The organism is Bradyrhizobium zhanjiangense, from assembly GCF_004114935.1.
Taxonomy (GTDB): domain Bacteria; phylum Pseudomonadota; class Alphaproteobacteria; order Rhizobiales; family Xanthobacteraceae; genus Bradyrhizobium; species Bradyrhizobium zhanjiangense.
The window spans coordinates 7,710,335-7,723,878 of sequence record NZ_CP022221.1 but is presented as its reverse complement, the minus strand read 5'-3'; the positions used below and the strand labels follow the sequence as shown (position 1 = coordinate 7,723,878).

At 61.3% G+C, this 13,544-nt stretch carries 11 protein-coding genes and 1 pseudogene; 8 read left to right on the top strand and 4 right to left on the bottom strand.

Going from position 1 to position 13,544, the window contains the following annotated elements; translation table 11 throughout:
- Nucleotides 1-23 precede the first annotated feature (23 nt).
- Both XH85_RS36925 and XH85_RS36920 read left to right on the top strand, forming a co-directional pair.
- A complete protein-coding gene (locus XH85_RS36925; RefSeq protein ID WP_128935852.1) occupies nt 24-1,217 on the top strand; it encodes an adenylate/guanylate cyclase domain-containing protein in 1,194 nt (397 codons plus the stop codon).
- Between the two features lie 290 nt (nt 1,218-1,507).
- On the top strand, nt 1,508-2,302 hold the full coding sequence (locus tag XH85_RS36920) for an adenylate/guanylate cyclase domain-containing protein (RefSeq protein WP_128935851.1): 795 nt from the start codon (nt 1,508-1,510) through the stop codon (nt 2,300-2,302).
- A gap of 30 nt (nt 2,303-2,332) precedes the next feature.
- Here XH85_RS36920 and XH85_RS36915 read toward each other — a convergent pair whose 3' ends face one another.
- Nucleotides 2,333-5,452, bottom strand: coding sequence for an ATP-binding protein (locus XH85_RS36915; RefSeq protein WP_128935850.1), 3,120 nt, complete (start codon nt 5,450-5,452; stop codon nt 2,333-2,335).
- A 437-nt stretch (nt 5,453-5,889) separates the two neighbouring features.
- Here XH85_RS36915 and XH85_RS36910 point away from each other — a divergent pair, with 437 nt between their 5' ends.
- The 5 genes from XH85_RS36910 (at nt 5,890) to XH85_RS36890 (ending at nt 10,662) form a co-directional block, all read left to right on the top strand.
- Complete coding sequence (locus tag XH85_RS36910) at nt 5,890-6,078, top strand: hypothetical protein (protein WP_128935849.1); 189 nt, start codon at nt 5,890-5,892, stop codon at nt 6,076-6,078.
- A gap of 36 nt (nt 6,079-6,114) precedes the next feature.
- Nucleotides 6,115-6,843: a sulfite exporter TauE/SafE family protein gene (locus XH85_RS36905; RefSeq protein ID WP_128935848.1), complete on the top strand. Its 729-nt coding sequence runs from the start codon at nt 6,115-6,117 to the stop codon at nt 6,841-6,843.
- A 379-nt stretch (nt 6,844-7,222) separates the two neighbouring features.
- On the top strand, nt 7,223-8,740 hold the full coding sequence (gene hpaE / locus XH85_RS36900) for a 5-carboxymethyl-2-hydroxymuconate semialdehyde dehydrogenase (RefSeq protein WP_128935847.1): 1,518 nt from the start codon (nt 7,223-7,225) through the stop codon (nt 8,738-8,740).
- Between the two features lie 30 nt (nt 8,741-8,770).
- Nucleotides 8,771-9,751: a 3,4-dihydroxyphenylacetate 2,3-dioxygenase gene (hpaD, locus tag XH85_RS36895; protein ID WP_128935846.1), complete on the top strand. Its 981-nt coding sequence runs from the start codon at nt 8,771-8,773 to the stop codon at nt 9,749-9,751.
- 41 nt (nt 9,752-9,792) lie between these two features.
- Nucleotides 9,793-10,662: a fumarylacetoacetate hydrolase family protein gene (locus XH85_RS36890; protein WP_128937558.1), complete on the top strand. Its 870-nt coding sequence runs from the start codon at nt 9,793-9,795 to the stop codon at nt 10,660-10,662.
- Between the two features lie 42 nt (nt 10,663-10,704).
- Here XH85_RS36890 and XH85_RS36885 read toward each other — a convergent pair whose 3' ends face one another.
- Entirely contained in the window at nt 10,705-11,100 is a 396-nt protein-coding gene (locus XH85_RS36885; protein ID WP_206734312.1) for a Rieske (2Fe-2S) protein, read from the bottom strand.
- A complete protein-coding gene (gene hppD / locus XH85_RS36880) occupies nt 11,100-12,203 on the bottom strand; it encodes a 4-hydroxyphenylpyruvate dioxygenase (protein ID WP_128935845.1) in 1,104 nt (367 codons plus the stop codon). The genes XH85_RS36885 and hppD overlap by 1 nt, the downstream gene beginning before the upstream one ends.
- Before the next feature lie 136 nt (nt 12,204-12,339).
- Here hppD and XH85_RS36875 point away from each other — a divergent pair.
- Nucleotides 12,340-12,798: pseudogene (locus tag XH85_RS36875) on the top strand (Lrp/AsnC family transcriptional regulator); the annotation flags it as partial.
- 160 nt (nt 12,799-12,958) lie between these two features.
- Here XH85_RS36875 and XH85_RS36870 read toward each other — a convergent pair.
- A complete protein-coding gene (locus tag XH85_RS36870; RefSeq protein WP_128935843.1) occupies nt 12,959-13,540 on the bottom strand; it encodes an amino acid synthesis family protein in 582 nt (193 codons plus the stop codon).
- Nucleotides 13,541-13,544: the final 4 nt, after the last annotated feature.

Below are 13,544 nucleotides of genomic sequence, written 5' to 3'. Positions count from 1 at the left end.
ACCGCCGCTCAAAGGGGCAGGATATGAACGCGCCGCCAGACAACCACGCCCCCACGCAAGCCGACAGCGTCGTCGACTGGCTGACCAACGGCACGCGCGACGAGCGCTTCCTCGACATTATCTTCGCGCAGATGTGCATCCGCCTCCAGCAGGCGGGCATCCCGCTCAAGCGATCGACGCTTCACATCCTGATCCATCACCCACAATGGCTGGGGGCCCGCATGATGTGGTCAGATGGGATGCGCGAAGCGGAGATTGCGCGCGTCGACTATGACGTGCGTGAGCGATCCGAATATATCGGCAGCGCCGCCAACGAAATCCATGACGGCGCCGCCGAGGTGCGCGAGCGGCTCGAGCAGGATTCCTCGCTCGGCCGCAAGCACGCCCTCTATGACGAGATGCGGGCGCGAGGCCTGACCGACTATGTGGCCTGGCCGCTTTACCACACGCTCGGCAAGCGCCATATCGTCACCTTCGCGACCGACCGGCCCGGCGGATTCGACGATGCGCACATCGCCGGCCTGAAGAAGCTGCTGCCGGTGCTGGCGCTGGTCAGCGAGATCCGCGTCAAGAACCGGCTGGCGCGCACGCTGCTCGAAACCTATGTCGGCTCCCATGCCGGCGAGCTGATCCTGGCCGGCGCCACCAGGCGTGGCACCGGCACGACGGTCCGCGCCGCGATCATGATATGCGATCTCAGGGATTTCACGAAAATCTCCGACAACTGGCCGCGCGACGACGTCATCGATCTGCTCAACGACTATTTCGATGCGATGTCCGAGCCGATCGCGCGACATGGCGGCGAGATCCTCAAATTCATCGGCGACGGCCTGCTCGCCATCTTCCCGCTCAGCCAGCCCGATGCCTGCGCCAACCTGCTGCATGCAGTGACCGAAGCCCGCAAGGCCATGGCCGCGCTGAACGAGCGCAACAACGGGACCGGCCGCGCGCCGCTGAATTACGGCATCGGCGTCCATGTCGGCGACGTCATGTACGGCAATATCGGCTCGACCAGCCGGCTCGATTTCACCGTCATCGGCCCCGCCGTCAACATGGCTTCCCGCCTCGAGGCTCTGACCAAGCAGCTGGGACGAACGGTGCTGCTGTCGCGCGCCTTCGCCGAGCTGGTGGAGCGGGAGTTCGAGCTGGAGCACGTCGGCCAACACGAGGTGCGCGGCTTCAGCGACCCCATCGAACTGTTTGCGTATCAGGGGTAACGGCGCGCGGAAGACCGGCGACGTCGTCGTCATAGATGTCCATGTCCTTTCGGGTGCGGGCTGGCTTGAATGGCGCCCCCGCAACGGCCATGGCCGCGATCGCGCCTGCCTGGTCGTTGCGTTTCCGAGATCGAACGAAAATTCGGACCCCGCGATCTGCGGCGGCAGCGGAGCCTAGGATGCGGGCCTAGGAGAGAGGAGGGGCGGGTTGGAAGTGCTGTTGCCAACGTTGGATTGTAGGGCTACGTTTTGCCGAAGGTCCGCCCAAACGGTCTTTGGCCCGCCCGTTCATGCCAAAATTCCTTCGCATCGGAGTCCATCAGTCTAACGTTTCCGGATACACGTCGAAGGCGTGGTGTGTCAGGCGCGTCGGCTCGGCGGTCTTCCTGAAGTGGGGGGCCGTCGAAGTGCAGGGCGCCGGCGACGGGCGCAAAGTCTATTGGTCGCGATCGCCGCAGGAGAAGACCGTTCGTTGCGGCACGGCGCAACGTGCCATCGATTACGCAACGGCGGCGATCGCGCGGCGGCGCAACCATCGCTACGAGCCGCTGACCGGACCGATCGCGCTGCGGCGCCGATCCGCCGAGCACAGCACCGAGCTCAAGCAGGCGCTCGCCACCATCCTGATCGTCGATATTGTCGGCTCCACCGCGAAGGCTGCGAAGCTCGGCGATGCGCGCTGGACCAAGGTGATGGGCCATTATTACGCAGCCGTCCGCAAGGAGCTGAAGAGCTCGCGCGGCAAGGAAGTCGTGACCACCGGCGACGGCGTGCTGGCGACCTTCAAGAAGCCCGCCGCCGGCATCAATTGCGCGACCGCGATCCAGAAGGCCGTGCGCACGCTCGGGCTTGAGATCAGGGTAGGCCTGCACGCCGGCGAATACACGATCAGCGGCGGCGAAATGGTCGGTCTCGCCTTCCACATCGGCACCCGCGTTGCCGCGAAGGCGCGGGCGGGGGAGGTTTTGGTGTCGAGCGCGGTCAAGGAGCTGGTTTCGCAGCCCGAGATCCGTTTCAGGGATCACGGCGTGCATCAGCTGAAGGGCGTGCCGGAGCGGTGGCGGCTGTGGCGGGTCGAGGGGTGAGTTCTCAAACGCGTTCGGCAAGCCCGTCGGCTAAGAGGGCCGCAGAGGCAGCGAGGTCATCGCTTCCAGTTGCGCTGTTCGCGTTGCTAACCCAGCGAGCAAGCTCTTGTGCAGCCGATCCTCGGGTTCGAAATTTCGCGCGAGCCTTCGGACGGTCTCGACAAATCGCAAGCGATAAGTCGCCGCCCTGTCGACGTCTCCGTGCTTCGCGAAAATCTCGGCGGCAGTGCCGTACACCCGCCACGAAGCAATCGGGAAATCGGCGTCGTCAACGATCTCCAGCGCGCGGGAGAGGTGCGGTAGAGCGTCCCCCGAATCGCCCAGGCCAAATGCGATGCGCGCGAGCAGCTCGTGGGCCTTGGCCAGATGATTGAGATCGGGCGCCGATGCGACATAGTCGTGCAGCTGGCGTGCCCATCTGCGAGCCTGGGTAAAGTCGCCGATCAGCAGGCAATATTCGCCGAGACAATGATACACCTGCGTTGCGGCAGTAAATTCGATGTCGATGCCTTCTTCACGCCTGCGGCGCTCAATATCATCGAATTGCTTGCGAGCTCCCAACGGATCATTCAGGCCGACAAACGCCTTCGCAAGGACGGCCCGCTTGTGGAAGTATGTGGACTGATCGCCCACCAGTAGACTGTCGTCGACGCTTTCGCAGAGCTCCCGGGCTCCCTCGAAATCCATCGCTTCGACATGCAACCACGCAAGCGTCAGCCGGCACAATGCGCTGCTGGGATCGTTCGCGTTCCTGACCGCCAGTTCGAGGCCGGCCGTGATTTCGCGCTGTAATTCGCGCCACTCGCCGAGATGAATGAGCGCGATCGACTCGAGGACATTGAACAGGACGAACGTGTAAACGTCGCCAACCATGCGCGCCAGCCGCTTTCCCTCCGTGCCGGCGCGGCGGCACTGCTGGTACCGCGATCTCCAGCAGTCAACGATCCCCGATATTCCATGACGCCGGATGAGGATGCCATAATTGGTCGCGCTGGCACTCAACTCGATCGCCCTGTCGCAGAGCGTGGCGTCCTGATCCCTCCAGCCGTTGAGGAACAGGTTGATGCTGGCGCTGCTGCCCTGGGCCAGGGCCTTGAATGTGTCGTCCGCAAGCGCCTGGCTTCGCGCCAATACATCGTCGGCTGCCTCGAGGCAGGCGTGGCGATCGACCCGCAGCCATAAAGAGCTCACGGCCATGAGACCGTTGAGCTGCTGCTTGATTTCGCCGACCTGTTCGGCGCACGCAATCACATCCTGGAGATCGCGGATCGAGCCGACGAGGTCGCCTCCCGAACGGAGAGCCAAGCTTCGTTGCCGCAGAAGCGCGATGCGGGTGGAGAGTTTGTCGGCAGCATCGAAGCGGTCGAGTATGCCAAGCGCGCGGGTGAGATAGCTCGCGGCCTCGGCATGGCCGAGGCGCTTCATCGAGCTCTGTGCCGCTTCTCCGAGATAGCGCAACGCGCTCGGGAAGTCGCGACCCTGCTCGAAATGAAGTGCAAGCTCTGGCGCTATTTCGCCGGTGCGGCCCGCATAGGCCTCCTGCAGTCTTTTGCCCAAGCGCTTGTGTGTCTGCGCGCGATGTCCAGGCGGCAGATTCTGATAAATGACGTTCTGATAGAGAATGTGACGGAAGGCGTAAGCGCCCGAATAAGTTCCATCGGGCCATTCGGAAACACCTGAACGAACAAGGATATGATCCTTCCGGATCAACGCTTCGATGTCGCGTTCAACGTCGATGGCGTCATCGGATAGGCCGGCTGCAACGAGAGCTGCAGAAAATTCTTCGCCGGCAACGCTGGCGACATCGAGCAGGCGCCGTTCGTTATCGGTAAGGCGTTCGAGTTCATGGCCGATCATCTTCAAGAGGCTGTCCGGAATGCCGTCTCGAGCAAATGCGTTTTGTGACGACAGGCGCCATCTGCCGTCCACCTCGACGATCCATTCCTGGTCGATCAGATGCTTGAGCAGTGACGCAACGAACAGCGGGTGCCCCAACGTTCGCTCGAATACCGGCTTTGATAGGGCCGAGGCCAATTCGGCGTCATTGAAACGCAATGCGAGATAGTGCCCGACCTCCTGGGGCGACAATCGATCGAGGTGCAATTCGCTGCAGCACCCATGAATCTCGAGATCCTGGTGCAGGCGGCGGATCGGATGCCCACCGATGGCGCTGTCGGCGGGCCGATAAGAGCAGAGGACCAGCACGCGTGCCTCACCGTTCCCGCGCGCGAAACGAGACAGCACGTCGAGTGTCGCGAAGTCGCTCCAATGCAGGTCTTCGAGAACAATCACCCAGGGGCGGCCGGCGCTCAGCGCTTCGAGGAGATCGCAAAACTCGCGCAGCATCCGCTCACGCGTCGCGCCGAACACTTCATTCTGGAAAGCCGCGCGTTCCGATGCGTCGATGGCGCCTGGCAATTGCAGAAGCCACGTGGGCGCGTGGATGCGAACGGCCGAAATCAGCTCGGGACCGTTCGTTCGGTACCTGTTCACCAGGGCATCGATGAGCGGCAGAAACACCTCGTCTGTTCCGAACCGTTCGGTACAGCGCCCATAAAGCAGATCGAAGCCCTGTTCCGTCAGCCGCTCGATGGCTTTGGCGATGAACGCCGTCTTGCCAATTCCGGCTTCTCCCGTGACAAAAGCCATCTGCCGTTTGCCGGACGATACGTGCCGGGTCATCTGGTCGATCATCCCGAGGGGGCCTGCCCGGCCGACCACCAGGTTGGAGGTTTCGAGCTTCAGAGGGGCGACTGCGCTCTCGACCTCTCTAGGGGCTTCCCGCACCGTGCCGATAAAGCGGACGCCTTTGCGCGGTAAAGTCTTGATCAGCCGTTGCGCCTCGCCGGAATCGCCTATTCCCGTACGAGCTGCGTTGATGCGGGTGGTGAGCGCTGACTCCGAGATGATGCGGCCGCCCCAAATTGCACTGATCAGATCGTCCTTGGTCACCACCCGGGCGCGGTGGCGGATCAGATATTCGAGGAGGTCGAAAACCTGAGGCTGCAACGGAATCGCACGTCCGTCGCGGCGCAATTCCCGCTGGTCGGTGTCGAGAACAAATTCGTCAAATAGATACAGCAAAACAATGCCTTCGGAGGTGCGCGCGAGGCGGATATTCAACCGGTACACGGGGTCGAAATCAAGCACACCCTGCAAAATCAAGGAAACGATAAGAACAAATTAAGCTCGCCTTAAAGCGCGGCGCGGCGTCCCGTTCGATACTTCCAGCCGTATCCAGCCACTCACACAAGGTGTTCGTGTCATGCGCTTGGAAGAAAGAGCGCCGCGTCTCACTCGCGTGTTCTATGAGGCGTTGCTTCACAAGGTGTTTCAGTCGATCGCGGCACCCTCCGTAGCACTATTTAACAGCAGAGCTTCAACCAGAAGCGATGCGCCATTTTCGGCGAATTCGTTTGTCGCCTCCACGAGTTCTTCCCGAAAAGAAGACCGGTTTGGGCGCCTCCTTCAAACGCTCCACCACTCGCGGCGGCTGCAGGCAGGGTCAACCCTTCGACAGTACCGTCGTCTGATCGACAGTACGTGGCACCAGTTTGCCTCGCGGTCAGATGTTGGCGGAGGTGACAATGTCGGCCAGTGACGAGCCGTTCGAACGCAAGCTTCTGATTTCGGCATTGAGCGAGAATGCGCTGCTTGCAACGATCGCCATCTGCTTTGTCATTTTGCACATCCTTGCAGCCACGATGTTGACGTCGACCGGCCAGAGCGATGCCGGAGCAGCGCCCGAGCTGCCCGGGCTGTCGTCGGAGGACTAATCGCAAGGTCGCCATTCCAGGATGAAAGGTTAGCTCATGGGCGACATTGCGTCGTTTTGCCTGCTCAGTATCGCAGTGTTTTGCGGCGCGTTCGTCTCGGGCCTCGCGGGCTTTGCCTTTTCGGCGGTGGCCGGCGCGATTCTCCTTCACGTTCTCCCGCCACTGGAGGCGGTCCCGCTGATGATGGCCTGCAGCATCACCGTGCAGGCCACGGGTCTTTGGGCCTTGAGAAAAAGCATCCGCTGGAAACAGAGCTCAGTTCTCGTCGTTGGCGGGTTGCTTGGCGTCCCGATCGCTGTGTGGTTGCTGCAAGCTGCAGACGCGCGGATCTTCAGGGAGAGCTTTGGTCTCGCGGTCGCCTGCTATGCGGCCTACACGTTATTCCGGCCGGTGCTTTCTCATCGCTTGCAGATGAATGCGGGACGCAATGCATTAATCGGTTTCGGCGGAGGCTTTATCGGCGGGTTGACGGCAATGCCGGGTGCAATACCGACCATATGGTGTGACATCCATGGGGTGCCAAAAACCGAGCAGCGCGGAATGGTTCAACCCTTCATCGCCGCCATGCAGATATTCGCCCTTGTTCTTATGCTGATCCGAAGAGATCTCTCGACAAAGGTCCTGGTTGACTTCGCCATCACCATCCCGGCGCTCCTCGCAGGAACGGCGCTCGGTATTTATGTTTTTCGCTGCGTCAATGACGCGCTGTTCCGGCGGATTATTCTCAGCATCTTGCTGGTTTCGGGACTGTTGCTGGTATTTTAGTTCCGAACGTCGCGCCTCCGGTTGCAACGGCAGCCATCGGAGCACGCGCACGCGCTGATCCTGAAAGCAAGCCGGCGCCGTCGATTTCTTCAACGCGATCTATGGAACCATGGATTCGACCATGGCTTGGCCGAGGCGAATATTCCCGGCATGGGCTCGCGTCTCGTATCCTGTGTCAAACCGGTCGGGGCGTTTCGCCGTGAGGTGGGCTGCGAAAACGCTTGACAGCCCACGAAATACTTAACATGTTAAGTATATCCACTAGTACCCGGGATGATTGAGGCCATCGGAAGAGCGATGCCATTCGTCACTGGATTCGCGGAAAAAAGGTGGAGGGTCGCTGCCCGCGTGCGGCGCTGCAAAAAGGGAGTGAACCGTCATGTCCAAGCTGCAGGAAAATATCGTCAAGGCCGAGCGCCACCTTGCCCGCTTCAGAGAGACGGGCGTGCTCAACCGCATCGGCGGTGAAGATGTCCCGGCTGCGGACAATGCGACTTTTGAAACGATCTCTCCGGTCGACCTGAAGCCGCTCGCCAAGGTATCGCATGGCAAGGCCGCGGACATCGATCGCGCCGCGAGGGCGGCGCAGGCGGCCTTTCCGCAATGGGCCGAAACATCCGGCGATGCGCGAAAGGAGCTGTTGCACAAGGTCGCTGACGCCATCGTCGCCCGCGCTGAAGAGATTGCATTCGTCGAATGCATGGATACGGGACAGTCGTTGAAGTTCATGGCCAAGGCCGCGCTGCGGGGAGCGGAGAATTTCCGCTTCTTCGCCGACCGCGCGCCCGAGGCGCGCGACGGCAAGTCGCTTCGCACCGCCGGTCAGGTGAACATGACCACCCGCGTGCCGATCGGTCCGGTGGGCATCATCACGCCCTGGAATACGCCCTTCATGCTGTCGACGTGGAAGATCGCGCCGGCGCTCGCGGCCGGCTGCACCATCGTCCACAAGCCCGCCGAATTCTCGCCGTTGACTGCACGTCTGCTGATCGAGATTGCGGAGGAGGCCGGGCTGCCCAAGGGCGTCTGGAATCTCGTCAACGGTCTTGGCGAGGACGCCGGCAAGGCGCTGACCGAGCACCCGCTCATCAAGGCGATCGGCTTCGTTGGCGAAAGCCGCACCGGATCGATGATCATGAAACAGGGCGCCGATACGCTGAAGCGTGTTCATTTCGAACTGGGCGGCAAGAATCCGGTGATCGTATTCGCGGATGCCGACCTCGAGCGCGCCGCGGACGCGGCCGTGTTCATGATCTACTCTCTCAACGGCGAACGCTGCACCTCGTCCTCGCGTCTTCTCGTCGAGGCGAGCATCTATGATAAATTCACGGCGATGGTTGCGGAGAAGGCCAGCCGGATCAAAGTGGGGCATCCGCTCGATCCCGAGACCGTCATCGGTCCGTTGATCCATCCGGTTCACGAGAAGAAGGTGCTCGAATACGTCGAGATTGGTAGAACGGAGGGCGCCAAGATTGCGACCGGCGGCCGCAAGATCGACGGTCCCGGCGGCGGTTGCTACGTTGCGCCGACACTCTTTACCGGCGCCAACAACCAAATGCGCATCGCGCAGGAAGAGATCTTCGGGCCGGTGCTGACGGCGATTCCTTTCAAGGATGAGGCCGATGCCCTCGCACTCGCCAACGACGTTCAGTATGGCCTCACCGGATATCTCTGGACTGCCGACGTCACCCGTGCCTTCCGCTTCACCGACCGGCTGCAAGCCGGCATGATCTGGGTCAATTCGGAGAATGTTCGTCACCTGCCGACGCCCTTTGGCGGTGTGAAGAACTCTGGCATCGGACGCGACGGCGGAGATTGGTCGTTCGATTTCTATATGGAGACAAAGAACGTCGCGTTCGCCACCACCGCGCACAACATCCAAAAATTGGGCGGCTAAGCGGTCCGCAGCAGACCAACGGAGGAAATCATGGCATTGCCCAAGCCCAATCTTTATCCACCATTCAACATCGTGCGTCTCAGTCATGTCGAACTCGGCGTGAGCGATCTTGCGAGGTCACGGGCCTTCTATGTCGACCCGCTTGGTTTGCAGGTGACGGACGAGAGCTCGGAGGCGATCTATCTTCGGGCGATGGAAGAGCGCGGCCATCATTGCATCGTGCTGAGGAAGTCCGAGAAGATCGAAGCCCGTGACCTCGGCTTCAAGGTGTTCAGCGAGGAGGACCTCGACAAGGCGGCCCAGTTCTTCAAGAGCATGGATCTGCCGGTTGAATGGGTCGAGCGTCCCTATCAGTCCCGCACGTTCCGCACCCGCGATCCCCATGGCATTCCCCTCGAGTTCTATTCCAAGATGGACCGGCTGCCGCCGATTCATCAGAAATACGCGCTCTACAAGGGCGTGAAGCCGCTCCGCATCGATCACTTCAATTGCTTCTCGCCGAACGTCGATGAATCCGTCGCCTTCTACAACGAGATCGGCTTTCGCGTGACGGAGTACACGGCGGATGAGGGGACCGGGCGGCTGTGGGCTGCCTGGACTCACCGCAAGGGCGGCGTTCACGATCTGGCCTTCACCAATGGCCGCGGCCCGCGCCTGCACCACACCGCATTCTGGGTGCCGACCCCGCTCAACATCATCGATCTGCTCGACCTCATGGCCACCACCGGATGGGTGTCAAACATCGAACGCGGTCCCGGCCGCCATGGCATCTCGAATGCCTTCTTCCTCTATATCCTTGATCCGGATGGTCATCGGATCGAGATCTATTGCTCCGATTACCAGACGGTCGATCCCGATCTCGAGCCGATCAAATGGGACCTGAAGGATCCGCAACGTCAGACGCTTTGGGGAGCGCCCGCGCCGAAATCCTGGTTCGAGCATGGCAGCCTCTTTGCCGGAGCTGAACCGCGTGACGCCGATCTGGCTGCCCAGCCGATCATCGCCCCGTGACCGGCATTCGCATATCGCCTGAAACAAGGGAAAGACGCCACATGTCTCGTCCGAGGTTCGTCAGCTTCACCCGCAACGGCACACCCGGCTACGGTCTCCTGGGCGATCAGGGCGTCGTCGACCTGTCCGGCCGCCATGGCAAGCGTTGGCGTACGTTGCGTGAGGTGATCGAAGCCGGCGCGCTGGTGTCGCTGGCCGACGAGAGCGCAGCGTTGCCGGCGGATTTTCCGGTCACTGATATCCGCTACGAGATTCCGATTCCGGCACCGGAAAAAATCATCTGCGTCGGCGTGAACTTTCCGGACCGAAATGAGGAATACAAGGACGGGCAGGCAGCCCCCTCAAATCCCTCGCTCTTCATCCGTTTTCCGCGCTCGTTCACGGGCCATGAACAGGCTCTGCTGCGTCCCCCGGAGAGCCCGCAGCTCGACTATGAAGGCGAAATCGTCATTGTGATCGGCAAGGGCGGTCGCCGGATTCCACAGAGCGAAGCGCTCGACCATATCGCCGCAATATCGCTGTGCAACGAAGGCACGATCCGCGATTGGGTGCGGCACGCCAAATTCAATGTGACGCAGGGGAAAAACTTCGATCGCACCGGTTCGATTGGGCCTTGGCTCATCCCCTATACCGATGAGAGCCAGCTTGGCGACGTGAAGCTGGAAACCCGGGTCAACGGCGAGGTCCGCCAGCAGGACCGCACGAGCCGGATGATCTTTTCCTTCCGCAAGATCATCAACTATATCTCGACCTTCACGACGCTGGTTCCTGGCGATGTCATCGTGACCGGTACGCCGACGGGTGCCGGCGCGCGCTTCGAGCCGCCCATCTGGCTGAAGCCCGGCGACGTCGTCGAGGTGGAAGCAGAGGGCATCGGTATCCTGCGCAACACGATCGCAGATGAGGCATGATCCTTGTCGACTGCCAAGGTCGGGCAGAGGACTTTGGATTGCTCAGGCTGCTGATGCGGCATGCACGCGAATCCGACCGTCGTCATCCACGACGATCGGAATGGCATCGAGGGCGCAATTCAGGCCCAGTCCCTCGATGCCGGTGCCATCTTGAACGCGAAATCCGGCACTGTGGTTGGTGCACCGAAGAACCGTGCCGTCCGCGCTCAGCACGTTCTCGCCGCGATGATCGAGGGGCAGGTACTGATGCGGACATGCATTGACATAGGCTGCGAGAGTGCCCGCCGACCTGACGATCAGGATCGGAAAATCTGCGGGACCGAACTTGATGGACTTGAGGCTCGTTTCGCCAACGTCATGGGCGTCGCACAGGATGGTTCCTTCGGCCGGCGCGCCGCGATAGCTCTTCCATGCGTCAGGTATGGTGGCTGCCTCCATCAGGATGCCTTGAGGACGCCGCGCTCAATCTGATCGGCCTCGATACTCTCGAACAGGGCCTTGAAGTTGCCCTCGCCGAAGCCGTCATCTCCCTTCCTCTGGATGAACTCGAAGAAGATCGGGCCGATCACGGTCTTTGAGAAGATCTGAAGCAAAATGCGGGTCAGTCCGCCATTGACGACACCTTCGCCGTCGATGAGGATTCCGTGCTTGCGCATGCGATCGAGCGGCTCGGTGTGGCCCTTCACGCGGTCAAACGACTTGTCGTAGTAGATCGAGGGCGGCCCCGGCATGAATTCGAGCCCGCGACCGGCGATAGCGTCGGTCGCCGCATAGATGTCGTCGGTGCCGACTGCGATGTGCTGGATGCCCTCGCCCTTGTACTGGCGCAGATATTCCTCGATCTGGCTCTTGTCGTCGGCGCTTTCGTTGATCGGGATCCGAATCTTGCCGCAGGGGGATGTCAGAGCGCGCGAGGTCAGGCCGGTCAGTTTGCCGGAAATGTCGAAGTAGCGGATCTCGCGGAAATTGAACGTCTGGCTGTAGAACTTGTACCAGGTGTCCATGTTGCCGCGCATGACGTTGTGCGTGAGGTGATCGAGATAGTAGAACCCGACGCCTTTCGGTGTCGGATCGACTTCGCCGGTCCAGTCATATTCGGCTGCATAGGGCGAACCCTTCGCGCCATAGGTCTCGACCAGATACAGCAGGGATCCGCCGATGCCGATGACGGCCGGCACGTCGAGCGACTTATCGTTGCCGGTGTATTCCGTTCCGCCGAGTTCGAGGACGCGCTTCAGGGCGTGTTTGGCATCGACGACGCGCCAGGCCATCGCCGGCGCGCAAGGTCCGTGTTGTGCGACAAAGCGGGCGGCATGGGAGTTCGGCTCGCGGTTCAGGACGTAATTGATCTTTCCCTGGCGCCAAACGGAGATGTCCTTGGTCTTGTGCCGGGCGACCTCGGTGTAGCCCATTTGCTCGAAGAGCTTGGCGAGCTTCTGCGGCTCCGGATGGGCGAACTCGACGAACTCGAAGCCGTCGGTGCCGGCCGGATTGGCTGCCGAAATCGTGGCGGGTGGGGCATCGTGAGGGAAGGGGCCCATATCGCGCTCCTGGAATAGTATTTGATTTAGATCAAAATACCGCGGCTCCGTTGCACGATCTTCGCATAATCTGCTCGACAAAATCAGATTATGCGTGAAACATGCGCACATAGCCATTATCGTGCAAGGATCACGCATGGACCAATTTGACGTGAAATTGCTGCAAGCGCTCCAGTCCGATGGACGCTTGTCGAATTTTGAACTGGCCGATGTTGTCGGCTTGTCGGCATCTCAATGTTCGCGCCGTCGCGCGGCGCTCGAAAATGCCGGCACGATCGCAAGCTACCATGCTCATCTCGATCGCGAATCGCTCGGGCTGGGCATCGTCGTCTTCGTACAGGTGACGCTCGCAACGCACTCGCCGGACAATTCGAGACGCTTCCTCAAGCTCATCGAGAGCCTGGAGGAAGTGCAGGAGGCGTATGCGCTCACGGGCGAAGCCGATTACCTCATCAAGGCAACGATCACGGACCTGAGGGCGCTGTCACGCCTGCTGAACGACGTATTCCTGCCGCACGACAGCGTTGCGCACGTGCGCTCGTCCATCGTTCTCAATCGGTTGAAGCAAACCTCCCAATTGCCGCTCGGGCATCTGATGCCTGCTGATAAGAGCAAGGCTCATCCTGCGGGCCATTCGGGATCCCGAGGCAACGCTCATCCACAATCCAAGCAATCCAGAAAGGCTTGAGTTGGTAAACCGGTCCACGCCCAGGTACAGGTTTCGCCGCGAGCGCTGAGCAGCGATGCCGAGACTCTCAGCGCTGCCCATCGTGCACCGAGATATCCGATGCGGCGAGCCCGCCGATCCGCGCATGCGGCCTGCCACCGGTCGCCATCACAAGGCCGAAGGCGATCTCGTCACGCCTGGGCGCATCCCAGAGCGTCATCTCAGCCGTCCCGAAATGACTGCGCACATAACACGCATGGATGTGCCCAAGCGGGACCATCAGGCGCGTGCCGGGACCGCCGATGGTCTTCGCCGCCGGAACGATCGCCTTGGGTTGCCCAAGCACTTCGCGCATGCCCTGGCCGCCAGCCTCATGCCAGACGGCGCCGTGCTCGAGCTCGCCGTCCTCGCCGACGATGATGCCCTTGCCGTAGGCTTCGATATGCGACGTGCCGCCGAGTTGCGCGATCAGCGTGCTCGCGAGCGCGCGCCCGAGCTCACGCAACGACGCTTGAAACGGCATCAGGTTCGGCTCGTAGCGGCCCGCGAAGGGATTGGCGACGACGGCAACGGCCGTCCCGACCAGGAGCGGCTTTTCCAGCCGGGGGCCGCGCTCGTGCCAGACCGTCTCGACACTGAGCGCGGTCTTGCGAATGTCATAGGACGACATGCGA

Coding starts and splice junctions, on each gene's coding strand:
- XH85_RS36925 (WP_128935852.1), top strand. CDS start 24: ATGAACGCGCCGCCAGACAACCACGCCCCCACGCAAGCCGACAGCGTC.
- XH85_RS36920 (WP_128935851.1), top strand. CDS start 1,508: ATGCCAAAATTCCTTCGCATCGGAGTCCATCAGTCTAACGTTTCCGGA.
- XH85_RS36910 (WP_128935849.1), top strand. CDS start 5,890: ATGTCGGCCAGTGACGAGCCGTTCGAACGCAAGCTTCTGATTTCGGCA.
- XH85_RS36905 (WP_128935848.1), top strand. CDS start 6,115: ATGGGCGACATTGCGTCGTTTTGCCTGCTCAGTATCGCAGTGTTTTGC.
- hpaE (WP_128935847.1), top strand. CDS start 7,223: ATGTCCAAGCTGCAGGAAAATATCGTCAAGGCCGAGCGCCACCTTGCC.
- hpaD (WP_128935846.1), top strand. CDS start 8,771: ATGGCATTGCCCAAGCCCAATCTTTATCCACCATTCAACATCGTGCGT.
- XH85_RS36890 (WP_128937558.1), top strand. CDS start 9,793: ATGTCTCGTCCGAGGTTCGTCAGCTTCACCCGCAACGGCACACCCGGC.
- XH85_RS36885 (WP_206734312.1), bottom strand. CDS start 11,100: ATGGAGGCAGCCACCATACCTGACGCATGGAAGAGCTATCGCGGCGCG.
- hppD (WP_128935845.1), bottom strand. CDS start 12,203: ATGGGCCCCTTCCCTCACGATGCCCCACCCGCCACGATTTCGGCAGCC.
- XH85_RS36870 (WP_128935843.1), bottom strand. CDS start 13,540: ATGTCGTCCTATGACATTCGCAAGACCGCGCTCAGTGTCGAGACGGTC.